The sequence below is a fragment of the Vibrio genomosp. F10 str. 9ZD137 genome (genome assembly GCF_049974785.1).
In the GTDB taxonomy this organism is placed as follows: Bacteria; Pseudomonadota; Gammaproteobacteria; order Enterobacterales; family Vibrionaceae; genus Vibrio.
The window spans coordinates 1-25,932 of record NZ_JBNGCJ010000291.1 but is presented as its reverse complement, the minus strand read 5'-3'; the positions used below and the strand labels follow the sequence as shown (position 1 = coordinate 25,932).

Sequence of the window (25,932 nt, the reverse complement as noted above, 5' to 3'; positions counted from 1 at the left end):
TAGCCCAACAGTTGTGTGACCGCCGGATTGACCATCGTGATATAACCATCTTGATTGATCACCATCAATCCATCTTGACTATTCTCGACCACACCCGCCGCTAAACGTTGACGACTCAGAACTGACTGGATGTTTGTGACGTCTTGAATTGCGAATAGAAATTGCCCTTCTTTAGACAGTTTACGACAAGTAATTTCTAACCTTTGTTCATGGTTAAATATGTCTTTCCTAATCAGCAATACATCATCAAACTCGTTACCACTTAAGATCTTTTTGTACAACTGGCTCTGCTTATCTACGTTAATCACATCAAGAAGGTTAGCCCCTGTGAGATAAGCTGGGGTGCATTTGAACACATCATTACAAGCTGCATTGAAATGGAGAATATTTCCTTTGTCATCAACAACGATTAGACCATGCTGCACTGTTTCAACAACTTCATTCACAAAGGATTTTTCCTGCTCCAACTTATCCAGTGTATAAACGACCTGTCGCTCTCTCATACTGATTCTGTCGAGCATGGTGTTAAACGCACTCACCAGATCGCCAATTTCATCGTTAGACGAAACTTCAATCCGCTCATTTTTACCGTCATGATTAATATAGGTGCTTATGGCTTGGTTTAGAGCAAATACAGGGGTTAATATGAATTTTTCAATTAAGCGATAAAGACCAAAACCAGCAACAACCAGCAGCAATAGAGAGAAGTATCCATTCAATAACACGCGATTGTACAACTGCTTGAACGTTGCCTTACTGATCGTCACTCTTAATCGAGCAATGGTTTCTCCGTTTAACTTGACTGGTGTTAACACATAAATGAAATCCCCGGATGACGAGAAGCCAGATGATAGAATTTCTTTTTGCTGTTCAACGTTAGGAGTGGGAGTCGATGCTCCTTGCTGTTGATACATACCCAATAAATCGTCGTTGATACTGTACAACTTAACTTTCAGTACATTCTCATCGGCAGAAAATACAGACAAGGTTTCGCCAACCACAGCGGGATCATCGAGTAAAAGAGTGGTTTGAAGATTAAGTGCGATACTGCTAGCGACGACATCAATACGCTCTAAAAGCGCATTCTTTTGCATTGTATAGGTCGCAATAAAGCCATAGCCTTGGGCAACTATATAAGTGATGAAGACAAACAATATAATCGGAATCGTCAGCTTATTTCGCAGTGAAAGATACCGCACCATATCGTCCTCCTTTCATCAATGACATATAAATAGTTTACTTGACCCATATACCAGGCGACTTATATCTCTTTCTTATGCAAACTTGTTCTGCACTCTTCCTATGTATCTCAATACAAAGTGTGACCCGATCTCCGCAACAGGAAGACCTATACCTGCAAAGGCAACAAACAAAAAATAACCTGATTGGTACTTATATCACCGTATTTTATGCCGTTTTACTTATTATTAGTAATGACTAATAGGTAACATACATGACTCAAGATTAAACAACTAGGGCAACAAATGACACAAGCAACGATTACTCTAAATTGTGACATGGGCGAAAGTTTCGGCGAATGGAAGATGGGCGCCGATGAACAAGTGATGCCTCACATTAATATGGCAAACATCGCTTGTGGCTTTCATGCCTCAGATCCCAGTATTATGAGCCAGACTATCGAATTTGCGATACAACATCAGGTGTCTATTGGTGCCCACCCTAGCTATCCTGATCTACAAGGATTTGGGCGTCGCTCTATCCCATTCGAGCCACAGCAACTGACCGATTTACTGATCTATCAAATTGGTGCTTTAAAAGCCTTATGCGAGAGTAAGAACACGACCTTGGATTATGTTAAACCACACGGGGCTCTTTATAACGACATGCAAGCGAACATAACGATCTTTGAGGCCGTTGTTGATGCTGTTTCATGCTTTCATATTCCTCTCATGACGTTAGCCTCGCCACATAATCAACCTAAACTTGATATCGCAGATCGCTACGATGTGCCTCTGTTATTCGAAGCATTTATTGATAGAGCGTATCTCGCCAATGGACTGCTCGCCCCGAGAAGTCTAAGTGGTGCGGTTTTATCACACAAAGAAGACATATTGAACCAACTTAAACAGATCTTGAATTACCAGAAAGTGACCACTCTTGATGGTTTTGTTATCCCTATTGACGCTGACACCCTATGTGTTCATGGCGACAATTCAGATTCGATAGAGCTTATTAAAGAAATAGCTCAATTAATTCACTCTCATTCAAAGTGAAACGTGATGACTCAAACCATACAGGGAGTATAATTTGACGTATTCTTTTACCATTAACCCCGTTGCAGAATGCTCCATCTTAGTCACGTTTGATGCGGATCCTTCATCCCATTTGTCTCTTTTTATCGGAGCCATTACTCACTCGTTAGCGAAGTCCTATTCCGATTGGATAATGAATATTACTCCATCATACAACACGATACTCATCGATTACCTCCCTCACCGCATTGGGCTTACTGAATTTTTAGCCAAGATTAATTACCATATCAGTCAAGAGAATCAACCTACCCATTTTAGTCATAACACGGTGATTCTTCCTGCCTATTACGACCTATCTGTTGGGGCAGACCTGACTGAATATTTAAGCGATGGCCTCTCTTTAGAGAAGATCATTGAGCTGCATACCGAGGTTGAATACACGGTCTCTGCGATTGGTTTTGCACCCGGCTTCGCATTTTTATCTGACGTTCATCCGCTATTACGAAAGCCCAGAAAAGCCTCCCCTAGACTGAATGTCCCTAAAGGCAGTATTGCCATTGCTAATAAGCAAACTGCGGTTTACCCCAACGCTTCTCCTGGTGGATGGAACATCATAGGCAATTGCCCCATCAGCCTCTATGAGCCATCTAAAGAGCCGATGACACCTTTCTTGATAGGTCAAACCGTTAAATTTAGACCCATTTCCAAACAAGAGTTTATATCGCTAGGTGGCGTGATCCCCGAAAAGGACATTCAATGAAACAGCACAGCAATGCTTTGAAAGTGGTTAAACCCGGTCCGCTTACTCTTATTCAAGATTTCGGGCGCTTTGGGGGCAGTCATCTCGGGCTGACTCAGGGTGGGCCTGTGGATGATTATGCCTATAGTTGGGCTAACCATTTATTAGGTAATACGGTGAACAGCCCTACATTAGAAATAACGCTCGGTCAGGCGGAATTTGAAATTCTTACTGATTGTACACTCGCCATCACTGGCGCAAACCAGCAAGTCACGCTTGATGGTGAAACCATTACAAATTGGTCAACGTTTAATGCCAACAAAGGGCAACGACTAAAATTCGGGCTCACGAAGAATGGCTTACGAACGTATCTAGCCATTGTCAGTGGTTTTAAGGCTGTAGATCATTTTGGCAGCTGCTCAACTGTCGTGCGAGACGGCGTTGGTGGTCTGAATCAAGATGGTCAGCCCATTAACACAGGTGATGTTTTTCAATGCTCACCACACACTCAACATAAAAAGCCCATCCAACTGACTTTTCGATATACCCCAAACTATGATTTGCCGCTGAAATTACGAGTGATAGAAAGCTATCAAAGTGCCCTGTTCCCTACCGAATCATTGCAAAAATTTTATCAGCAACGTTTTACCGTGAGCCAGCATAGTGATCGGATGGGGTATCGACTTTCAGGTGAAGAGATTACGCCACCAAAAACAGAACTGCTGAGCGAAGGCATTGCTTTAGGCTCGATTCAAGTCCCACCAGATGGGCAACCGATAGTTTTGCTCAATGACCGTCAAACGATTGGAGGTTACCCAAAAATTGGGTGCGTTGCACGAATAGACTTACCAAGACTTGCCCAAGCTAAACCTGGGCAAGATATTCAATTTGTTAAAGGCGATTTGTTAGGGTTACAAGACGCATGGTGCCAATGGGCTCGGTTCTTTGGTTACTAGCTCTGATGTTATGGTACCGATAGCGCCAGCGAGTAATGCCAACTCTTTAGGGTAAGAACGCTCAATAGCCAGCTCTAATGCTTTAGTTTCAACGTCTTGATAACTCAAAGAGAGCGCCGTCGGATGTGTATTCTCAATAGAGCTTTCTTTCGCCAAACAAAGCGACCAATGAGCCACCAATTTTTTGGCAGCATCTAGAGCCGACGACCCTTTGACCACTTCTACACGCGCGTAGTTTTGTTCTTCAAACGTCACGTCTGTTGAGCGTAAAGTCGCATCGCTTCCAGGGATTTGTTGCGCACCATAAAGTGGTTTCGATAACTTGGTAGCAGAGCCAAACGTTGGAATAAATTGTTCCATATGGCCGATAGCACGTAAGGTTCTTTCCATCATCGCTTCATCAGACCACCCGTTAGATAGCTTTCCTTTCAATCTTTCAGGCAAATTAGGCTGAGCAGATTCTGAGGTGGAGGAGACCAAGCCATCTTTGAATAGAGTGATATTTTCTGTCATGCCGTGCAGCTGAAAAACACCATTGGCATAAGGCGTAAGTTGAGCCATTCCCTTTGCTGTGCCGCGGGGACCATGAAAAATAACCTCTGGCCACTGTTGATTGCAAGCTTCCCAATGAGTCATATAGGCCGCTTTGAACTCGACCATGCGATTTCGCTTATAACTGGCTTGATCGTCGACGGTACCTGTTTGGTAGCCACACGCATTGACCAGGTGCTCAGCATACATTTGGTGCTCTTGACCGTTAGAGTCTTGATAAGTCAGAAGCCACATACCATCAATGAACTGTGTTCGAATTAACGTTGTGTTGGTTTTAACATCACACTTATCCATCTGTTCCAAAATCAAGCTAGCACTCGCCGCCAGCCTAAACACACTCCAACCGTATTCTTGTACTGAGATGACGGGGTATTTCAGTCGATCTAATTCGGCATTTTGTGCAAACGGTATCATCCAGTCATCAAGGCTTAGAGGGTGTTTGGGCTGCTTACTAAGGGCCAACGTTTGAAGCTCGGCCTTACTGTAGGATTTGAAATATTGTTCAGGGTTGCCAAGAACCTGATTACGGCCATCTTTATCTACAAGCGTTTGGTAGCAACTTTTCACCAACTTTAACCGCTCAATAATACCATGAGGGTTCCCATCATCGCTAATAGGAGTCGCGATGACAGTAGGCCTACGATTGATGGTATGAGGAAAAAGTCTCACGGTGTTAATCGACTGCTCCAAGAGCTCTAAGCACTGCTTAGAGGAAATCTCTCTATAAAGGTTACCACCGGCATGGAGATGACAAATAGGAGGGCCATTGACAAGACTCTCGCTTTTCTCAAGCAATGCTAAAGAAACGCCAAGTTCAGCCAAATGAATAGCAACAGTTGACCCCGCTACGCCGCCTCCAATGATCGCGACTTGAACGTAATTAGAGCGTTCAACCTCATTTTTCATAGTAAACACCAACTATTTAATTCACGCCGTATTTTAGTGGCTTTTAACCACTATTCAACCGCTATTTAAAAGACACCAGTAAACAAACAGACTCATAATAAAAATGAATTATTTGCAAAAAAACACTTGACTCAATAAATGGCTAGCCCTTTTTTTCGATTATGTGAATAACAATAATCCTTCACATTCCGTCCTAAAAGGGCTGTAACCAAACCACAGTTATCTACAGGCTAAGTTATCCAAAACTTTATCCACCGTTTTTGTGGATAACTGCCAAATACAGAGAATGAATGGTTAATTAATCTCTTTGCTCATAGGGGTTAACAGAGTTTTAACCAAACTTCTGACAACCACAAAAAGTGTGCAAAAAGCGACCAGCGGCAAGGCTATCCAAAGCATAAAATGCCAAGTTGCCGATAGATCAAAGCCAAACTTTAATATACTCGCCACCAACAACTCTGCACCTAAACTCGCTACAATACCCGCAACCAATGCCATGAGGCCATATTCTGCCCAGATGGTACGTTTTATAAACTTCTGAGTCGCACCTAAAGTTCGGTACAAACGAAGCTCTTGCTGTCTTTGAGAAAGACTCAGTTGCAGTAGCGTGAATATAAGCAATAAGCCCGCCAAACCACCCAACCCAGCAAGTAAAGTAATCGCCCATACAAACTGTCTGAGTAACTGCTCAATCTTACTGCCCACTTCCCTAATATCCATGAAGCTGACCGTTGGGTATTCTCGAGACAGGCGTTGCATCAGCGAGTCATGCTCTGGGTCAATTCTAAAACTGATCAAGTAGCTCGCCATGTGATCGGCCATAAGATCAGAGGTAAAAATGAAATAGAAATTAGGCTTCATTTCCCGCCATTCTACTTTTCTGATTGAATTGACTTTGGCTTCGATGGTCTGTGCACTGATCGTGAACGTTAACGTGTCACCGATGTTAATACCTAAGTCCTGTGCGACTTCAGATTCCACAGAAACACCACCGACCTCGCTCCACTCCCCTTCGAGCACTGGATTGTATTCCGGAATGGTATCTCCCCAGGTGAAATTCAGCTCTCTTCGAAGTGCATCACTCTTTTCTTCTGCTCCCTCAATTTCTTTGGCATCAACACCGTTAATATGGGTCAACCTGCCACGAATGATCGGAAACGCCTGTGAACGCTCAACCTTATTCTGGTCCAGTTGCTCCAAATAGCTTTCCCGGTCTTGCTCAGATATATTCAATGAAAAGGCATTCGCCGCGTTCGCTGGTAGTGTCTTTTGCCAATCTTGCAGCAGATCCGTTCTCACTAACCACAGTGTCGCCATTAGCATCAACGACAGACCGAGAGCGCTGTATTGAAGCCCAGTCATGACAGGTGTTCTGTGTATCCGGTTCAAAGCAAGTTTAAACGTTGCGCCCAAGGGCAATTTCGTCATCAGCTTGGTGATAGCGAGGCTGATAATAGCAAGGGTGACAATAATCCCAACCAGCCCGCCGAACAGCATCCATACCAAGGCATTACTCGCGTAATAACTAAGTAAAGGTAAAACTGGAATCGCGATTAACCAATAATAGCGACGTTTGAAAATGTGTTTACTCGCCGGTTGCATTGCTTGCGAAGCACTAATGTTAAACAAATTCAGCAGTGGAATGCCTAATGCAGGTACAGCGATAAGCACACACGTCGCAACCGATAACAGATAAGGCGATAAACCGTAGGAAGGAAGTTGCTCTGGCAAGATATCCACCAAAGGCAATCTAAGCAGGTATTCTAGGAGCATCCCAGCACTGAAACCGAGTGCAATGGAAACCAGTAGCAAAATACCGATTTGAAGGAGTATCCATCGAGTAAGCCAACGCTTGGTGGCCCCCAGGCTTTTCAGCATAGCAATGGTGGTTCTTCTCGACGCCACATAACTTTGACAGGTTAAGACTAACGTTGCTGCCGCCATTAAAATCACAATAGCGACGCTGAGCGAGAGATATTGCGTTGTGTTAATGAAGATATCGTTAGTTCGACTGGCTGTATTAGTGTCTTTCCAGCGTTCGCTCGCCGTCAGCGTTACCTGGTTTTTTAACTGCTCAAGTTCGGGTTCATTGCCGTTAATGTAGAGCTGATAACGTACCCTGCTACCGATTTGAATCGCACCGGTTTTAGCGATATCAGAATAGTGGATAAGCACTGTTGGCATTTGCTGAAAGGGATTAAACGACAGCCCAGGCTCTTCTTCTATCGTCCCGCTCACGATAAAATCAGCGTCACCGATAGCCAGTGAGTCTCCTATAACAACATCAAGCTGGGTAAGAAGTCGCTTATCAAGCCAAAGTTCGTTTTTCTTGACTTGCTGCGACTCCTGAACATCTGAAGCGAGCCTCATTGTTCCGCGAAGCGGGTAATTCGACTCTAATGCCTTTACCGTAACAAGCTGCATTTGGGTAGCGCTAAACGCCATGGTAGCAAAACGGGTAACACGGCTTACCTCAATTGGCGCTTTTAATATCGCATCCTCTAATGATTGTGGAAGAGGATTAGAAGATTGAAACACTAAATCAGACGTGAGCGCATCTTTACCCTGTTTAACGACAACCTGTTCAATACGTTCTGCAAGCGCAGACAGGGCAAAGACACACGCAATGATCAAAGAGAGTGAAAGAGCGATGGGCCAAAGCTGTCCATGACGTATTTCTTTGAGGCTCCAGTTAACAAGCCAAGTGGCTTTAGAAATGCCACGATCGTCTGTAGACATTTTAATCATACTGAATGACCTTGTGAATCGATGTCGTTTCCGTTAGGCACGCTCTGTTTTGTGGAAGCTTCCGTTTGTAACAGATCATGCGCACTCTGTTGCAAACTATTAGGCATTGGCTGGATAGAGCCAGACTGAACGTAAATGGTTCGATCGCACTGTTCAGCCAAAGAAAGATCGTGTGTCACAAGAATAAGCGTCGTGCCATGTTGCTTATTCATATCAAAAAGCAAATCAATCACTGTTGCCGCCGTTTTCTGATCCAGGTTGCCCGTCGGTTCATCTGCAAATAAAATTTTAGGATTAATCATGAATGCCCGTGCCAGTGCGACGCGTTGCTGCTCGCCACCTGATAGCTGAGAAGGTAAATGCTCCATGCGATTGGTCAGCCCTACTTGGCCAAGCAACATTTTAGCCCTTTCTTTGTCTACTGAGCTTCCATTTAAAAGACAAGGCAAAGTGACGTTGTCTATCGCTGACAGCGTAGGCACCAACAAAAAGCTTTGAAATACAAAACCGATGTCATTGGCTCTCAATGATGCTCGTTCATCATCACTCATTTGACTGATCGATTTCCCAAGCAGTTCAATCGAGCCGCTTGTAGGAGTGTCGAGTCCGGCTAAGAGCGTCATCAAAGTTGATTTACCCGCACCGGATGTGCCTACGATCGCAATGCTTTCCCCTTCTTTGACATCCATATCAATATCGTTAAGGATGGTAAGAGACTCACGGTTATTTGAGATAACCTTTGATACTGACTTTGTACTAATAATGGATGTTTGCATGATTCGGCTATTTTCCTTAATTCTTCTTGTTCTCTGTTCTAGCATTGCACACAGTAAAACGCTACTCGTTCTCGGCGACAGCTTAAGCGCTGGATATAACATGCCAATTGAGCAGGCTTGGCCTTCACTACTGGGTAATGCGTTGGCTAACCATAATAAAACCATTGAAATCGTTAATGGAAGCGTATCAGGTGATACTACGGGTAATGGCCTATCACGCCTACCTTTATTGCTTGAAGAGCATCAACCTAACTATGTTCTCATCGAACTTGGTGCTAATGATGGCTTGCGCGGGTTTCCACCCAATTTGATCTCTAATACGTTGACTGAACTCATAAAGATCACAAAAGATGCAGGGGCTCAGCCAATATTAATGCAAATCCGCATTCCACCCAATTATGGGAAGCGCTATAGCGATGCATTTTTTCAAATTTACCCAAACCTAGCCGAGCAAGAAAACATACCATTACTCCCTTTCTTTTTAGAGCAAGTCGTTATCAAACCAGAGTGGATGATGGAAGACGGCCTACACCCTAAACCGGTTGCTCAGCCATGGATTGCAGAGTTTGTCGCTGAAAAAATATCGGTACATCTTTAATTTTAATGGTTTAGCTCAATTAAAACCTCTTTCAGCTGCGCTATTTTAGTGACTTGCTGCTAGTGAGAGTCAATTTGTTTTAAAAGGCGCTAAAAATGATTATTAAACCCATTATTCAAGGCATGGTCGCTCGTTCTGCTCATCCGCTTGGTTGTGAACAAGCCGTGCTCGATCAAATTGAATTTGTAAAAACGGCGAAGCCCATTCAACAAGGACCGAAACGTGTGCTCATTATCGGCTCATCTTCGGGGTTTGGGCTTGCATCCAGGATTGCTCTTTCATTTGGCGCATCTGAATCCGATACCATTGGTGTCTCGTTAGAGCGCGGTCCAACGGCAAAAGGTGGCGCAACAGCAGGCTGGTATAATAACTACTATTTCAAACACCACGCTGAACGGGCCGGAAGAGTCGCCATCAACATTGAAGGCGATGCTTTTTCTGCTGAAACTCGCACCCGAGTCATTGAAGCCATTGAAACTTACTTTGAAGGCGAAGTCGATCTTGTCATATACAGTCTAGCAACAGGAGCCAGGCCAAATCCTGACACCGGCGAGTTGTGGCGCTCTGCGATTAAGCCCATTGGTAAAAGTATTAACAGCTCTCTCATCAGCCTTGAGACAGACGAATGGTCTGACGTGACCTTGCCACCGGCGACGGAGCAAGAAGCCAACGACACCATAAAAGTCATGGGCGGCGAAGATTGGGAAAGCTGGATTGATACCCTAATTAATGCCGAGTCGATTGCCCAAGGGTGCAAAACCATCGCCTTTTCCTACATTGGCCCAGAGGTTACGCACCCATTGTATCTTGATGGTACTTTAGGGCGAGCCAAAATCGACTTACATCAGACCAGTCATTCACTCAATTTGAAACTTGCCAACTTCTCCGGCGGTGCTTATGCGACGGTATGCAAGGCGCTGGTGACTAAAGCCAGTGTATTTATCCCAGGCTTAACACCGTACATGATAGCCTTGTACAAAGTAATGAAAGAGCGCGATCTTCATGAAGGGTGCATTGAACAAATGCAGCGTCTCTTTTGCGACAAACTATACGGCGAACAGCGCATTCCTCTTGATGGCGAACGACTATTGAGAATGGATGATTGGGAGCTGAATGCCCAAGTTCAGCACGATGTTTCCCGCATACTAGAAAAAATGACACGCGATAACTTTAGGCAGATTGGCGATTATCAAGGCTTTAAGTCTGATTTTCTAAAATTAAACGGTTTTAATTTTGAGAAAATTGATTACACTGCTCCGATTGATATTGAGTCATTTGTAATTACAAGTGACTAAAAAATAAAGGGTCTCAGATCTGAGATAGGCGATAATAAGCAAAGCCCCGCTAATTTTCTGGGGCTTTTTTTTGTTACATTAACAAAAGGCTCTTATAATTAAGAAGTTGGATTGCATTGGGTAAACAACTATTCGGTCTCGACGCATTGGATGCAACAGAAGACTTTGATAAAAATGGAGCAATAGAGATGTCAAAGATCGATGCTCAGCAACTGATAATTCCGGACGCAATGTTTGCAGGTTGGCAGAGCACTCTTAACCTACTTTCAGAAATTGTTGTGGTTCCTGCTGCGTTGATCATGCGAGTCAAAAAAGCAACCATTGAAGTATGCTGCAAAAATAACAATGTGGCTAACCCCTATAATGTCGGAGACCAAGAATTTCTAGGGCAAGGGCTGTATTGTGAAACTGTCATGAACCGAGATGCTGAATTATTGGTTCCGAATGCGAATACAAATCCAGAGTGGAAAGATAACCCAGACATTGAACTTGGCATGATTTCCTATTGTGGTTTGCCTCTCCATTGGCCAACTGGTGAACAATTTGGCACCATTTGTATCCTCGATGAAAAAGAAAACCCATTTACACCAACCTATCGTCGCCTACTCGATAGCTTTCGTATCTCCGTTGAAGCGCAGCTAGAAACGCTCTACCAACACGAAAAACTTCAACGACTCAACAATGAATTACAGAACCGGGTAAACAGCCGGACTCAAGACCTCGCAAGCTTGAACTATTCGCTCAACCAAGAAATCGATAAAAGACGCGCAGCGGAAGAACAAGTTCAATATCAAAAACTACACGATATTGGTACGGGATTCCTCAATCGTAAAGCGTTGGAAAAAGAGTTGCCAAACCAACTGACTACCGCAGCGGAAAAGAAAAAAGAACTGGCGGTAGTGCACATTGGTTTTACTAATGGCCGACGCTTACAGTCGAAGTATGGCTATAAAGAGTGGGATAGGATTTTAACGCACTATCGCTACCGTTTGAGTGCCAATATTCAAACGCTCAAACTTATCACCGCTCGACCGACCTCGACCGACTTGGTTCTTATTGTAAAATCAAAAGAATTGGCGGTTACGCTGGAAAGACTTTGCCAAACTTTGGTCGATGTTGGGCATTCAGAATTTGTGATTGAACAAGAAAGTGTCCACCTTCATGCCTATATTGGTATTGCGACGTCAAGTGATACCAATCAAAGTGCTGATCTACTCAAATATGCCGCCGAGGCCATGTTATCGTGCAAGGACTCAGGGCATCAATTCAGTTTTTATTCGCAGGCTTTCTCTGACAATCACAGTCATATGAATCAGCTAGAAAGCTATCTTTTACAAGCCGTAAGAAGCGATGATTTACTACTCTATTTCCAACCAAAGGTCTGCCCAACGACTCACCGTTGGACAGGTGCGGAAGCTTTGCTGCGGTGGCGTCACCCAATATTGGGCGACATATCCAATGAACGACTCATCCACATCGCAGAACAAAATGGGCTTATTTTTGAGGTCGGAAACTTTGTGCTTCGTTCAGCGATAGAAAAAGCGGCGCAATGGGCGAATCATGTGAGTGACTTTACAGTTGCGATCAATATTTCGGCCATTCAACTTCAAAGCGTTAACTTTTCACAACAAGTAAAAGACCTGCTTGATGCCTATCAACTACCCGCTCGCTACTTAGAGCTTGAAGTGACAGAAAGTGGACTCATCGGTGATGACGTCAAAGCGAGCAACACCCTAATGGCTCTTCATGAACTTGGAGTGACCCTGTCGCTTGATGATTTTGGCACGGGGTACGCCTCATTCCAATACCTCAAGAAATATCCTTTTGATTGTATAAAAATAGACAAAAGCTTTATACAGCAACTCGAAAATAGTGAGGAAGATCGTGCCATTGTTCGTTCCATTATTAGCGTCGCGAAAAAGCTCAAGTTACGCGTGACAACTGAAGGGATAGAAACTCTCGCGCAAGAAGCGTTCATTATTAGTGAAGGGTGTGAATTTGGGCAAGGTTACCTATACGCAAGGCCAATGCCCTGTGATGAATTTGAACTTGGTTTACTGAGCCAGAATCAACAAGATAATGGGCAAATAGCGGTACCGCATTAATGTACTGAATTGTCTTTACTCTCTAGGCGGTGGTTTCTATAATCGCCGCCTTTATCTTTATATGTGAGCAAATTGGATATGGACCAACTTACCGCTGTCCTTAAAAAACTAGAAAAGCAAAATTATCGAGCGTATCAGCAGATTAAAGGCCAATACGACTTCGGTGACTTTGTGTTACACATTGACCATGTCCAAGCTGATCCGTACGCCTCTGCCTCTCGATTCCGTGCCACACGCGCATGGTCATTAACCGGCTTAGAATGGTTAAAAGAACAATCGACTGATTACCAAATTGCCGCTCGAGATTTCATTGCGCGCAGTTTTGCTGAGTTCGCGAAACAAGACAACAACGTCAGCATCGCCCACTCTGGCCAAACCGTGCTCGATAATACCGCCGTGGTTTTTACCGATGAAGGTATCGAAATTCGCTTTCGCATCAATTTACCTGCCGACGGTCGAAGCATATTAGCCAAGAAAGCACTTAACATCATCACGTTTTATCTGCCTAAATTCATTCGTAAATGCACACTCGATCGAGAGCTGGCTAAAGACAAAATGGTCCAACATTGTCAGGTCGTTGAAGATCAAGCCGCGATGCGCGCTCAACTTGCGAAAAATAATTTAACCGCATTTATTGCCAATGGCAGTATTCTTCCACGTATTGCAGGTAACTGCGATTTGCCAATGAAAGATGCGGTGAAATTTATTGCGCCCGAGGCGTTAACGGTAACGCTGACAACGCCAAACCAAGGCGATGTCGTTGGCATGGGTATTCCAAGAGGTATTACGCTTATTGTTGGTGGCGGTTTCCATGGAAAATCAACACTGCTTAACGCCATAGAACGTTCAATTTACAACCATATTCCAGGGGATGGCCGTGAAGGCATTGTGACCGATCCTGAAGCTATGAAGATCCGTGCAGAAGATGGACGTTGTGTTCATAACCTCAACCTTTCTAACTACATCAATCACTTGCCAATGGGTAAAGATACCGCAGAGTTTACAACTCAAGATGCGTCGGGCTCAACGTCTCAAGCGGCTTGGTTACAAGAATCGATTGAAGCGGGTGCTAGAGCATTATTGATCGATGAAGACACCTCTGCGACTAACTTTATGATACGTGATGAACGCATGCAGGCATTAGTATCAAAAGGGCAAGAGCCGATTACACCTCTCGTTGATCGCATTGGTCAATTGCGTGATTCTCTTGATATTTCGACCATTGTTGTTATGGGTGGTTCTGGCGATTATTTGGATGTTGCTGACACTGTGATTCAAATGCATGACTACCAACCGGTTGATGTCACAGAGAAAGCAAAGCAAGTCATTTTGCAGCACCCAACAGAAAGAACGAATGAGTGTGAAACGCCACTTGAAAACTATAAGCCTCGTTCGCTCCATTGCGCTGCCCTTCAAACTCTGCTCGTTGATGGAAAGTTCCGTGTTTCCGCAAAAGGGACAGACACTCTTCGCTTTGGTAAGGAGATCACCGATATTTCGGCTCTAGAGCAACTTGAGTCGAATTCTGAGCTTAACGCTATCGGTTGGACATGGTTTCAGTTTGCTCAAACACCAGGGTGGTGCGCAACGCCAGCTAACTCTATCCGTGCGTTATTAAACGATAATTGGCACGTTAATATGCCCAATCATGGGGATCTTGCAAAGCCTCGTGTTCTTGATGTAATGGCGGCCCTTAACCGCATGAGAAAATCGCAATTCAAGCCAAACCATTAAACCGGCTCTGATCTCGATGTCTAAGCTCAGTTTCCAAGAACCGTATCTAAGCTTAACATTCAACGCTTAGGTCAAAATGCAAAAAGATGGGGATTGCTCTCCATCTTTTTTACTTTAAAACCGCTTTACTGACATTTAGTGCCGAAGGATATTCCAAGCTTCACACAACACTCTAAACCGCTCCGCGTTTCCATTGTCTCTATCCGGGTGCCACTTGAGAGCAAGCTTTCGCCAAGTTTTACGAATTTGAGCTGAACTGGCATCGGGGTGCAATTCAAACAGAGTTAACGCTCTTGCTCTGTCCATATCCTGACTGTTTTTACTGCCTACAAATTGACGATAGCGCGACCAAAATTCATTCAGTAGCCGCTTAACTTCGCCCTCTTCTGCTTCGTAGTTTATCCACTGTGTGTAATAGTCTCGTAACGGGTCGCTCGTATCTATGGCGTGTTGGGCCTCATTGGAATTCGACAACAGTGCAATGTCCATGGCTTGAACCTGCAACCAACTATCAGGGTACAAGGTTTCCTGAAGTTGATAGAGCGCATTCATAATCAAAAAATTACGCTTGAATAGGTCTTTTTCTGGCTGTGCATCAAGAATAGGGACAAACCCTAGCTCGGTAATATGGGCCGCTAAAGTATGGACTTTCCAACCTGAGGGCTGTTTTTTCAACACCTCCAATATTGGCCAAACCAGTGGGTTTTCCATGTAAGTTTGAAAGCAGGCTGTCAGTTCATTTTGTTCTGTCATAGAGTAACTACTTGGGAAGTCTTCTCTTAATTGAAAAGCACTGCAGCATATTTGTCGAGTTATTCATAAATTTTGCCAACAACGACATGAGCCCTGCGGCAAAAATACACATTGTCAACCACACCAAATCGGCACCCTCTGTTAAAAGGTTTGCTGAAAAGTAACAAATATATGAATTGCTTCTCAAAGTTTGTATGCAAAACGACGCCGATATTTAACAAAGTGAGATGTAGGCTAAGATAGATTCATGCACCTAAATCAAGGTGTATAACGCTGCCGAGATACTATATGAAAAATAATAATAAGATAAAAAATGTACCTACATGCTGCCCACTATGTGCAAGCGACGACTTTCTAATATCAGAGGACAACGAAACATTACTTTGCGCCCATTGCGGCTCTCACCTTGAGCATCTATCTACAATACAAGCGACACTCATACTGCCAACCGCTTCATTAAACAGTAAAATCATACACCCGGTCGGTTATGCTGTTAATTAAGCCAAGTTTTAATCGATGGTAATTCTGAAAATGTTTCTACTTGGGGGTTCTGATTATGAGCATTGCCGAGTAGAAACGTTTTAACGCCTGCACTCACGCCCGCTTCTATTCCTTTTGGCGTATCATCGACGTAGATACATTCTGAAAGAGAATACCCCATGTTCATTGCTGCGTAACAAATTAAATCTGGATCTGGTTTCCAGCTATTCGCATCAAATGCCGAAAACATTTTCCCCTTGAAATAAGGAAGAAGGCGAGTTAAATCGAGGGAGTATTGGATCTTTTCTAAAGGCCCATTCGAAACCACGCAGTACTCAATCCCTGTATTACTTAAATAATCAAGCAAGTCTTTGGCCCCTTTCATCGGCCTAAGGTCTTTTTCAAAAAGAATTTTCAATTCGGTTCGATAGAGTGGCTCCAATGTATCAAGAGAGATGGTGACACCTAGATGTTCACAGGCCGTTGACAATACATCGGCCAACTTGCCTCCTTCATGCTGACTAAGCGCTTCCTCAAGCGAAAGCGCAATGTTAAACCGTGCAAAAACGTTGACTAACGCTTGGCAACACAATCGTTCGCTATCAATTAAAGTCCCATCACAATCAAAAATAACGCATTTAATACTTTGAGCCATCGGTTAACCTCTCGAGTCAGATTCACTCCATCATATTAAAAGTGGTCTACTAAAAAAGGAGCTAGGTAACACAAAGCTCATATCGTGTCGTTGAATAATAGAAAGTTAAGGCTTAGTCACTCTTTTGAAAGCTCACATTTCACTTTTTCTCGATGTAAATCGTTTTAGTGTCAATCTCCGCGTAATACATATGGTTAACAAGCTGTGAAGCGAACGACAGGGCAAGATTGTGAGTAACTTGCTCACCAGCAACCACAATATCAGAGATCAAAATAGTATCGTCTGTTTGGGTCACTATTGCCGCTGCTGCGGGTATCCCATCGTTGAAAGCAACGTAGAGATCACAAGGGGGAGATAGGATAATTTGGGTAAAGAATTCCAATACTTCGGCCTGTTCTTTTTTATCTGACCATTGTTGTGATTGCAAAATCGAAAACATGACCGTTAAGCGATGAAAATCCACAAGATATATCTCTTGTGACTCAAAAGCATTGTCATCATTGCTTGGGGCCGACTGCCAAATCTGGTAAGTTCGCCCCTCTAGAGAACGCTGATATAACGCACAGCCCGATACGCTTTCTTTGGTCGGAAATTTCACATCAATGTGCTGAGATAACCACTGGTTTTTAGTGTCAGCAATAGGTAACGATCTGATAGTCATGTTTTTTTCCGAGCGAGAACAGTCCATCGAGAATAGCGACACTCGCTAAACCCTACAAGCGTTATTATCATCTCACGTTCGGGAATGGTTTATTGGTCCTAAAATTCACGCTACGAAAATGCGTGACAGACGCTCTCTCTTCCAATTAGATAGCTAAACAGGTTTACCTAAACTGTCTAACTCTTATACACTGATCGCTGTCTTCTTTTTTACAAGAGCTTACTTTAATGATCAAAAAAATAGCCCTGATTTCAGCGCTTGCACTCATGCTTACAGGCTGTGACCGCAACGAAGTTGGCGACGTCAGTTTAGGAATCTTCACCCTAAAAGACATTAAGATCTCCAACTTAGATGACGATAAAATCCCTGGCGTCACCTGCCACATCGCCTCTGTGGAAGCGAACTTAAGTCTCTCTGATCCGAGTGACAGTTCCATATCTTGTCGTCAAACCGGTGATATCACCCCAGAAATGCTGGCGACGATTGATAAGAGTAAATCCGGTGAAGTTGTGTTTAAACAGTCTAAAAGCATTTTCTTTAAAACAATGAAAGTGAGACGCATCTTCGACGTTGAAAACCAAACTCTGCTTTATTTGTCGTATACGACCAAAGAAACCGAGGGCAGCTTCAAACACAGTTTATCGACAGTGCCTTTATGGGGAACAAAAGCCTATAACAGCTATGTAGGTGATGCGAAAACTAACTAAGTAGCATTAGCTTTATATGTAACTTCAAGCTTGTCTGACTAATTAGAGTTTGCTCAGGCTCATGGGATGGTTATCCAATGAGCCTCTCTTAATTCGTGTAATTCTATGTAACGATAGTTTTATTATGTGATATAATTCAACAAAATCCTCAACCGTTCTTTTCCCATGAAATTTCCCGGACAACGCAAGTCAAAGCACTACTTCCCCACTCATGCTAGAGATCCTTTGGTCAATCAAATTCAACAGACGCCAAAGCTGCACCGACCAATCATTGTTGGTGTTGGTCAAACGATCGTTGATATCGAAGCAAGAGTCGATACTGAATTCTTAGAAAAGTATGAACTCAGTAAAGGGCATTCATTGGTTTTGGAAGAAAGTAAAGCCGATGAGCTGTATCAAGAACTGGTTGAGAAAGAACTCATCACGCACCAATACCCTGGTGATACCATCGGTAATACGCTTCACAACTACTCGGTTCTTGCCGACAGTAAATCAGTATTGCTTGGTGTTATGTCGAAAAACATTGAAGTCGGTTCTTATGCGTACCGCTACCTTTGCCGCACCTCTTCACGCATGAACTTGAATCATCTGCAAATGGTCGACGGTCCTATTGGTCGTTGTTATACGCTGATTACCGAAGATGGTGAACGTACCTTTGCGATTAACGAAGGGCACATGAACAAACTGCGCCCTGACAGTATTCCTGAGGATGTTTTCGACAAAGCGTCTGCGCTTGTTGTTTCTTCTTACCTAATGCGTGGCAAACCCGAAGATCCTATGCCTCAAGCGGTGGCTCGATCCATTGAAATTGCGAAAAAGAAAAACATACCGGTTGTTCTTACCCTAGGGACTAAGTATGTGATTGAAGGTGCAGAAAAATGGTGGCAAGAGTACATTAAAGAAAATGTCACGATTATTGCGATGAACGAAGAAGAAGGCGAAGCTCTAACCGGTGAAAAGGATCCTCTACTCGCTGCTGATAAGGCGCTTCAATGGGTTGATCTCGTGCTTTGTACGGCAGGACCTATCGGCTTGTATATGGCGGGATACGTGGATGATTCCGCTAAACGTGTAACAGAGCTTGCGTTATTGCCAGGAAACATCCCCGAATTTAATGAATTCGAATTTAGCCGAGCGATGCGAAAATCAGATTGCACGAACCCTGTGAAAATTTACTCTCATATTGGGCCGTATCTTGGTGGGCCGCTAGAGATTAAAAATACCAATGGTGCTGGAGATGGTGCCTTGTCAGCTTTGCTACATGACATGGCTGCCAACAGTTACCACGAGTCGAATGTCCCGAATTCAGCAAAACACGACCACCCGTATTTAACTTACTCTTCACTATCACAAATTTGTAAATACGCGAACCGTGTCAGTTATGAGGTGTTAACACAACACTCGCCTCGTCTATCACGATCGCTTCCAGAGCGAGAAGATAGCTTAGAAGAAACCTACTGGGATCGTTAATTCCTTCCTTCAAATTACTTACTCATTCAGCGTTTGAACTCTGTGTTCTCCTAAGCGCTTGTCTGAGTAAGTAAGTCTTCAAGCGCCTGTTTCGATTGATGAATCACCCGTTCAAGTTCAGCTTCAGTACTTGAGTAAGTCGCCAACGGATCCACGCTCTTTTCAATATCAACGCACAGTTGGTACAAGGCATCTAACCCTAAACTAGAGGCTGAACCCTTCAACTTATGAACAATGGATTTCACTTCACTCTGGCTGCGTGCATTCATCGCGTTTTCTAAACTACTGAGTGCTTCTGCACTCCCCTGGTCAAATAATGCCACTATCTTAGTCACACTCTCAATGCCCAGAACCTCAATATCGCTAGCCACTATTTGTGTATTTATCATTTCTTTTTTTCCAATCGTTTGAACAGGGTCTTCTTGAACTGACACAACTGGATCAAGGACCCTTTGATCAAGGACCCTTTGATCAAGGACCGATTCATCAAGGTCTGATCCATAAAGAACGGTTTCATTAACAACGGCTTCATCGAGAAAAAGGGCCCCAAGCAGCGCTCTAAGGGAATCTCGTTCCAGTGGTTTGGGTAGATACCCATCAAAGCCAGCGTCTAAATAGCGCTCAACTTCTTCTTTGAAAACATGCGCGGAAACCGCAATCATTGGGGTGTCACTACCGATCGCTTTGAATTCCGCTAAAAGATCAACCCCAGAGCAATCCGGGAGGTTAATATCAATCAACAAGACATCAAAAGAACGGGGAATAGCGTTTTTTTCTTTGGTTTTCTGATCACTCAAGCACGGTTCTAAATATGGCGCTCTTGTTTTTGAATATAACGTTCTTGCTTTTGAACCGGTTTCTGCGACAACAACTTGATGCCCCATACTGTTTAGAAAACCTTCCGCTATCATGCTATTGACCGGGTTATCTTCAATCAATAACACTCGTAATGGGCGCAGAGCGTTATTTTGTTCATTCCCTTGGTTGCCGCTATACAAGGTCGGTTCCGTATGGCGGCTAATTTGTTGTTCATCACTTTTCGACAAAGGCAGTTCAAACTGAAAACAACTGCCTTTCCCCTGCTCTGAGGTTACGCTTAACGTGCCGTTCATTGCCTCAATTAATCGGTGGCTGATCGCTAAACCCAACCCTGTACCACCTAGTGAGGCGTCGTGTTTTTTCGCCTGAGTAAATGCATCAAACAGCCCTTGCATATCACCACTGGCTATCCCTACTCCCGAATCACTCACTTCAAAGACGATATGCCCGCTACGATCATCTTCCTGCGTCATATGAATATAGATATCCACATACCCACTGTCGGTAAACTTAATAGCGTTACCAATCAAATTGTTAAGAACTTGGCTAATACGAGTGGCATCGCCTTGCCATAAAGGCTGAATATCACTTTCAATACACTGGTTTAAATCCAACGATTTCTCATTCGCTTTGCCCATAAATAATTGGTAACTGTCGCGAACAACATCGTGCAAATTAAATGTGACTGGGCGAATGTCCAAATGGCCTGCTTCAATTTTTGAGTAATCTAAAATGTCATTCAAAATGGCTAACAAGGTTTTACCACTTCGATTGATCACTTCGACGTAGTGATTCTGTCGATCATTTAACCGTGTGTCCTGAAGCAACTGGACGGTACCCAGAACCCCATTCATCGGCGTTCTGATTTCATGGCTCATGGTAGCCAAGAACGCTGATTTAGCCCGATTGGCTTGCTCTGCCGATTCTCTAGCTTTTGCATGGTCCGCAACCGCTACATTGAGTTTGTTATTAGATTCTTGTAGTTGCTCGGTTCTTTCTGACACCAACTCTTCCAAATGCTCTTTATGATCTTGCAGCGCTTGTTTGGCAACAGACTCTCTGACCGCCGCTTGTTGTAATGCCTGAGCAGTATCTCTTGCGGTGACGATTGCTCGCCCCATATCGGCAAGTTCATCATGACCAGACACTTCTACCTGAACATGCAATTGGCCATTGGCAATCGAAAGCAAGGCTGAGGAATATTCATCTAGGCGTTTAACCACCTGAATATAGACAACTCGCCACACAATCAAGACAGCGATAATGAAACCGATAAGTGCCAGTAGGGTCAGCGTCCACTGTGCGGTGTTCAATGTTGATTTTACGTTCGCGACTGCTGCGGTAGTCGAGGCGTTTGAATCATCGACAAGCTGGTTCACCGTGTTATTGAGCGTCGCCATTTCAAGCATATTTTCTTGCATCAATTGCTGGAGTAATTGCTGTGTTTGGTGACGTGATTTCAGCAGTTCAAAAACCTGACTTTTCTCTTTCAGCCCTTCTAATAAATGTGCCATCTGCCGAGATCGGGTTGGATCCTCAACCACTCTTGCTCGTCTTTGCATAATAGACACGTTATGGGCAAATTCTTGGTTGATGAGCTCTATTCGAGCAATATCGGTAATAGACTGGATCTCTTCTATCTGATTAAGCGCCTTAAACGCCAATAAATGAAATTCGTGTAAACGTTCTGATAAATCCAAATCAATTTCGACTAAATCATCGAGGGCTTGATACACCAGACTGGGTTCGTTCTTATCCAAAAGATCGTAAATATGCGTCACATTGGCAACAGCCACGGTACTGGTATTAAATACTTGAGTACGCGCAAGTTGTTCAAGTTCAGAAGCCAATTTGCGCATGGCAACCACTTGTTCGTTAATCTGGTTAGAGTATTGAAGCTTTTGTTCAACGGCTAAACCGAGGTTTGCCAACGAATCAATAATGACTTGAACATCATGAGCAAGCGTATCCAGTAGTGCAGAGTCGAAAGCGTCGGAACCCAGTTGAGTAATATGAAAGAGCAGCGTTTCCAATTGACCAAACAAGACTTGTCCCGCTTGTTTGTGCTGTTGTTCCGATTGAGCGTTCGATAGCGTTTGAACAGAAGTGATGATTCGAGCACTGAGTTCAGACACTTTCCGCGCCTCAATCATAGACGGGATGGTTCTGTTAACGACGTTGCGTTCCGTGTTAGCGACATACGAAAAACCCAATACCCCGACAAGCGCCGAGAGTAGCAGTATCATCGCCATTGCAGAAAAGGCAAAAAGTAACTTACGTCCGATACTCGCTTTAGCCAACAACATGATAAACTTCACTTCTTTGTTTTTGATGAACCACCATATTTTGCAGTGTTTATGATGAAGATGCCAACGAATAACACTATGTACAGACGTTCTATGTCTACAAGATCTATTTCTACCCGGTCTGTGTCGAAAACGACTGGGGCTGTACCTTCGGTGTCTGTAACTTTTCTATTTCTACAGCGTCTTTCATATGCCCTGTTATCCGTGGTCAGTGTTGCCTTAACTCTCTTTCCAACACAGCTATTAGCCCAAATAACCCAAACTGAAGAGAACAAACCCTACAAGATTTGTGCGGTATATCCTCACCTTAAAGACTCGTACTGGCTTTCCATCAATTATGGCATGGTAGAAGAGGCTACGAATCTCCCCATCAACCTGAAGGTTCTTGAATCCGGTGGCTACCCAAATAAAGACAAACAAAAGCAACAATTAAAAGACTGCGTTGATTGGAGCGCCGATGCGATTATTCTAGGCACAGTCGCGCCGAATTTATACCGTGATGATTTGTTTCAACTGACGGGCACAACCCCCATTTTTGCTGCCGTTAATCACCTTGAACTCAATGATGCGAATCTCCCTTTGTTAAAAGGTACGGTTGGTGTCGACTGGTATTGGATGGGGCATTCAACTGGACATTACCTTTTAGGGAAACACCCTACTGGATCAGGCAAGGTGAATATTGCGCTTCTTCCTGGGCCCGTATCCAGTGGGGGCACTAAGCCCGTCATTCAAGGGTTTATCGATGCTATCGAAGGCAGTGATATCCATATTGTTGAAACGCAATGGGCGGACAACGACAAAGAGCTTCAGAGGAACTTGGTGCAGGAGCTGATTGAAAATAACGATCTTGATTATCTTGTTGGTAGCGCTGTCGCCATTGAAGCCGCCATTTCAGAAATAAGAATTATGGGCAAGACCGATCAAATCAAATTGGTATCGACCTATTTAAGTCACGGCGTGTATCGTGGCATTGTACGTGGAAGAGTCGAGTTTGCTCCAACGGACCAAATGGTTATGCAAGGTCGATTATCTGTCCAACAGGCATACCGTTTCTTGAGCCACAAACCTTATGCGCGTAATGAAGCCCCTGCCATCCAATCCATTACCCGTTCGGACTTTCAGGCTGACTCGATCTTAAATTCTCTCTCTCCTTCTGGTTATAGACCTACTTTTTCGGTACGCCCTATTGATTAACCACTAGGTTTTCATAATGATAGAGATAATAATTACTAAGGAACCCTACATGGAAAAAACAACTCGCACTATGCCAGCACATAAAAATGTCGCTTTAGTCGCTCATGACCACTACAAGCCAGAACTCCTTCGCTGGGTAATTGAGAATAAGGAAAAACTTCAGGGTCATTTTCTTTATGCCACTGGCACCACAGGGCATATGCTCAGTAAGCAAACTGGGCTCGCAATAAAGAGTTTGATAAGCGGCCCAATGGGTGGCGATCAGCAACTCGGGGCGCTTATTTCAGAAGGGAAAATTGATGTGTTGATCTTCTTCTGGGATCCACTCAATGCCGTGCCGCATGATCCAGATGTGAAAGCGCTTCTGCGTATTGCCAGTGTGTGGAACATTCCTGTGGCAACCAACAGAGCAACGGCTAATTTCCTGATCGAGTCACCTCTATTAGAGCAAGAAGTTGAGATTGAAATTCCCGATTACGAGGCTTACTTAGCAAGCCGTACTTAACACATAGCATGGCCGCTTTAGAAAAATGCAGTCAAAAGGTCGTAGACGACAATCTACAGGCGGTTATCTACAGGCTAGTGTCAATAAACAAGGAAATTAAGCTCGCTCTTGGTTAACAGCGCCTCTATAAATAGGCGCTGTTTCTTATCGCAGGTTTTTCCCATGCAGAGGTCACGCGGAGATCACACGTGCTATTTTTGCTTTACTATGGGGTAATCGGAATCGGAAAGCTCTTGAACAAAACCCGAGCCATTTCCGGTGTGGAAGATCCAAACCTTTTCTTTGGCTCTGGTCATTGCGACATAAAATAACCGCCTTTCTTCCGCATAAGCAAAAGAATCTCTAGATTCGGTCAATGCGCCATTCAAATGGAGGGATTTCACTTTGGTAGGAAACTGTCCTTCATCGACGGCTAATATCAACACAAAGTCAGCTTCCTTACCTTTACTTGCATGGCAGGTCATAAATTCAAGTTCGAGTGACCGATATTGTTTTTTCCACTCTTCTAATAATTCAGGTCTGTGGTAGTGATTTCGCCCGAGCAACAAAACAGTTTTCTTGCTCTTGGCTTGCCTATTCAACTGATCGAGTGTTTTTTCAATACGATTCATAGACGCCAAATACACCGACTTTTGCTTGATCTCTTTATGGCTGGATAACGTTTTATCCATCTGAGCCGGGTTCTGTAGAATAAATCGGTTTGCTACCGCGCCAATTTGGCTATTAAATCGATACGTTGTATCCAGATAATGCACTGTTGAGTGCGGAAAACGCGCCTCAAACCCTGTGGTCAGATCTACGTCTGAGCCCGCAAATTGATAGATAGATTGCCAATCGTCGCCTACGGCAAAAAGAACACATTCACGTTCTTGAACACTTCGAGGCTGATGACAGAGTGCTTCAATGAGTGCCAAGCGATCCGGCGAAATATCTTGATACTCATCAATCATGATGTAACGCCACTGACTCTTGAACTTGTTCGTCACTACGTATTGGGTAGCACGGCGTATCATCATATTGAAATCAATCTGATTTTGTTCTTTAAGCATCTGTTGCCACGCCTGATAACATGGCCAAACCAACCCTATCTCGCTATTTAAACGCGTATAGTCACGATGAGAAATGAGCTTTTCTTGGATCTGCTTTTTGGTTAAGCCACTGGCAGAAAGTTGAGTAAGTTGCTTTTCAAGCCAAGCAATCAATTTCGGGTTTTCTACGTGACTACCTAGCTCATCGTCGCCAGCCAAATAGGCGATCGGCCATGTGGAAAGGTGCTTTTGCCAGCGTTTGAAATTGGTAGGGGTCATCCAATGTTTTTTTAGCCAGTCAATACACCAGGCTTCTCGCTGTTTGGTATCAACGGCAATCGGCGACACCTCCACTCTCTGATTTTCCACCTCATTGATGATGTGTAGTCCAAGCTTGTGGAAGGTGCTGACTTTAACGTGATCACCGGCTAAGCCAATTTTATCCGCGATTCGTTGGCTCATTTCACTGGCGGCCTCTCGGCCAAAAGCCAGCAACAGTAACTCTTCGGGCTGTGCGGTATGACTTTGCAGCAAATACGCGACTCGTGCTGTTAAGACGCTGGTTTTACCTGAACCTGCTCCAGCCAATATTAAGTTATGATCATCGTTCAGCAATACCGCTTTTTGCTGAGATACATTCAAAGGAGACGATTCTAACTGACTAAACAGCACGCCCCAGTTTAAGCGTTCGGTTTCTAGCCACTGATCATTGCGCGACAGCAACGTCGATTC

The 25,932-nt window shown here is 43.9% G+C and carries 19 protein-coding genes and 1 pseudogene; 11 read left to right on the top strand and 9 right to left on the bottom strand.

Features of this window, described 5'->3' with window-relative positions; translation table 11 throughout:
- Positions 1-1,202 (bottom strand): PAS domain-containing protein (locus tag ACP45E_RS05215; protein WP_141707233.1); only part of this gene is annotated, 1,202 nt, incomplete at its 3' end.
- A gap of 282 nt (positions 1,203-1,484) precedes the next feature.
- On the opposite strand from ACP45E_RS05215, the gene ACP45E_RS05210 reads away from it, so the two are divergent.
- Genes ACP45E_RS05210 through ACP45E_RS05200 form a run of 3 tightly spaced genes read left to right on the top strand, consistent with a single transcriptional unit; the run spans position 1,485 to position 3,908 of the window.
- Positions 1,485-2,234 (top strand): 5-oxoprolinase subunit PxpA, encoded by a 750-nt coding sequence (locus ACP45E_RS05210; RefSeq protein WP_017033679.1) that lies wholly within the window; start codon positions 1,485-1,487, stop codon positions 2,232-2,234.
- Positions 2,235-2,268: 34 nt separating this feature from the next.
- Positions 2,269-2,973, top strand: a complete 705-nt coding sequence (locus tag ACP45E_RS05205) for a 5-oxoprolinase subunit B family protein (RefSeq protein WP_026026646.1) — start codon at positions 2,269-2,271, stop codon at positions 2,971-2,973.
- Positions 2,970-3,908, top strand: coding sequence for a biotin-dependent carboxyltransferase family protein (locus ACP45E_RS05200; protein WP_017038177.1), 939 nt, complete (start codon positions 2,970-2,972; stop codon positions 3,906-3,908). The genes ACP45E_RS05205 and ACP45E_RS05200 overlap by 4 nt, the downstream gene beginning before the upstream one ends.
- Here the strand turns inward: ACP45E_RS05200 and ACP45E_RS05195 are convergent.
- The 3 genes and pseudogenes from ACP45E_RS05195 to ACP45E_RS05185 form a co-directional block, all read right to left on the bottom strand.
- Positions 3,864-5,366, bottom strand: coding sequence for an FAD-dependent oxidoreductase (locus tag ACP45E_RS05195; RefSeq protein ID WP_017038178.1), 1,503 nt, complete (start codon positions 5,364-5,366; stop codon positions 3,864-3,866). The two genes, ACP45E_RS05200 and ACP45E_RS05195, sit on opposite strands and share 45 nt — an antisense overlap.
- A 294-nt stretch (positions 5,367-5,660) precedes the next feature.
- Positions 5,661-8,114 (bottom strand): ABC transporter permease, encoded by a 2,454-nt coding sequence (locus tag ACP45E_RS05190; protein WP_017038179.1) that lies wholly within the window; start codon positions 8,112-8,114, stop codon positions 5,661-5,663.
- Positions 8,115-8,224: 110 nt separating this feature from the next.
- Positions 8,225-8,890: pseudogene (locus tag ACP45E_RS05185) on the bottom strand (ABC transporter ATP-binding protein); the annotation flags it as partial.
- Here ACP45E_RS05185 and tesA point away from each other — a divergent pair.
- From tesA to ACP45E_RS05165, 4 genes are all read left to right on the top strand, one after another.
- Positions 8,889-9,488 (top strand): multifunctional acyl-CoA thioesterase I/protease I/lysophospholipase L1, encoded by a 600-nt coding sequence (gene tesA, locus ACP45E_RS05180; protein WP_017033685.1) that lies wholly within the window; start codon positions 8,889-8,891, stop codon positions 9,486-9,488. The pseudogene ACP45E_RS05185 and the gene tesA overlap by 2 nt on opposite strands.
- A gap of 95 nt (positions 9,489-9,583) precedes the next feature.
- Positions 9,584-10,783 carry an enoyl-ACP reductase FabV gene (fabV, locus tag ACP45E_RS05175; protein WP_017038180.1) on the top strand — a complete coding sequence of 400 codons (1,200 nt, stop codon included), beginning with the start codon at positions 9,584-9,586 and terminating at the stop codon, positions 10,781-10,783.
- Between the two features lie 188 nt (positions 10,784-10,971).
- On the top strand, positions 10,972-12,888 hold the full coding sequence (locus tag ACP45E_RS05170) for a bifunctional diguanylate cyclase/phosphodiesterase (RefSeq protein WP_026026647.1): 1,917 nt from the start codon (positions 10,972-10,974) through the stop codon (positions 12,886-12,888).
- Positions 12,889-12,966: 78 nt separating this feature from the next.
- Positions 12,967-14,622 (top strand): ABC-ATPase domain-containing protein, encoded by a 1,656-nt coding sequence (locus ACP45E_RS05165; protein ID WP_017038182.1) that lies wholly within the window; start codon positions 12,967-12,969, stop codon positions 14,620-14,622.
- 135 nt (positions 14,623-14,757) lie between these two features.
- Here ACP45E_RS05165 and ACP45E_RS05160 read toward each other — a convergent pair whose 3' ends face one another.
- The 3 genes from ACP45E_RS05160 to ACP45E_RS05150 form a co-directional block, all read right to left on the bottom strand.
- The gene (locus ACP45E_RS05160; protein WP_017038183.1) at positions 14,758-15,375 is read right to left on the bottom strand and encodes a DNA-J related domain-containing protein; all 618 of its coding nucleotides are present in this window, start codon (positions 15,373-15,375) and stop codon (positions 14,758-14,760) included.
- A gap of 493 nt (positions 15,376-15,868) precedes the next feature.
- Entirely contained in the window at positions 15,869-16,510 is a 642-nt protein-coding gene (locus ACP45E_RS05155; RefSeq protein ID WP_017033690.1) for an HAD-IA family hydrolase, read from the bottom strand.
- A 139-nt stretch (positions 16,511-16,649) separates the two neighbouring features.
- Complete coding sequence (locus tag ACP45E_RS05150) at positions 16,650-17,171, bottom strand: hypothetical protein (RefSeq protein ID WP_017038184.1); 522 nt, start codon at positions 17,169-17,171, stop codon at positions 16,650-16,652.
- 227 nt (positions 17,172-17,398) lie between these two features.
- Here ACP45E_RS05150 and ACP45E_RS05145 point away from each other — a divergent pair, with 227 nt between their 5' ends.
- Positions 17,399-17,878: a CreA family protein gene (locus ACP45E_RS05145; RefSeq protein WP_017033692.1), complete on the top strand. Its 480-nt coding sequence runs from the start codon at positions 17,399-17,401 to the stop codon at positions 17,876-17,878.
- Positions 17,879-18,043: 165 nt separating this feature from the next.
- A complete protein-coding gene (locus ACP45E_RS05140) occupies positions 18,044-19,348 on the top strand; it encodes an inosine/guanosine kinase (RefSeq protein WP_026026649.1) in 1,305 nt (434 codons plus the stop codon).
- Between the two features lie 50 nt (positions 19,349-19,398).
- On the opposite strand, the gene torS is transcribed toward ACP45E_RS05140, so the two are convergent.
- Entirely contained in the window at positions 19,399-22,473 is a 3,075-nt protein-coding gene (gene torS, locus ACP45E_RS05135) for a TMAO reductase system sensor histidine kinase/response regulator TorS (RefSeq protein ID WP_069584771.1), read from the bottom strand.
- Positions 22,474-22,551: 78 nt separating this feature from the next.
- On the opposite strand from torS, the gene torT reads away from it, so the two are divergent.
- Together torT and ACP45E_RS05125 are read left to right on the top strand one after the other, a co-directional pair.
- The gene (gene torT, locus ACP45E_RS05130; RefSeq protein ID WP_017038186.1) at positions 22,552-23,667 is read left to right on the top strand and encodes a TMAO reductase system periplasmic protein TorT; all 1,116 of its coding nucleotides are present in this window, start codon (positions 22,552-22,554) and stop codon (positions 23,665-23,667) included.
- Positions 23,668-23,716: 49 nt separating this feature from the next.
- The gene (locus ACP45E_RS05125) at positions 23,717-24,172 is read left to right on the top strand and encodes a methylglyoxal synthase (RefSeq protein WP_017033696.1); all 456 of its coding nucleotides are present in this window, start codon (positions 23,717-23,719) and stop codon (positions 24,170-24,172) included.
- Positions 24,173-24,363: 191 nt separating this feature from the next.
- Here the strand turns inward: ACP45E_RS05125 and helD are convergent.
- Positions 24,364-25,932: DNA helicase IV (gene helD / locus ACP45E_RS05120; RefSeq protein WP_069584770.1), on the bottom strand; the 1,569-nt coding region annotated here is incomplete at its 5' end.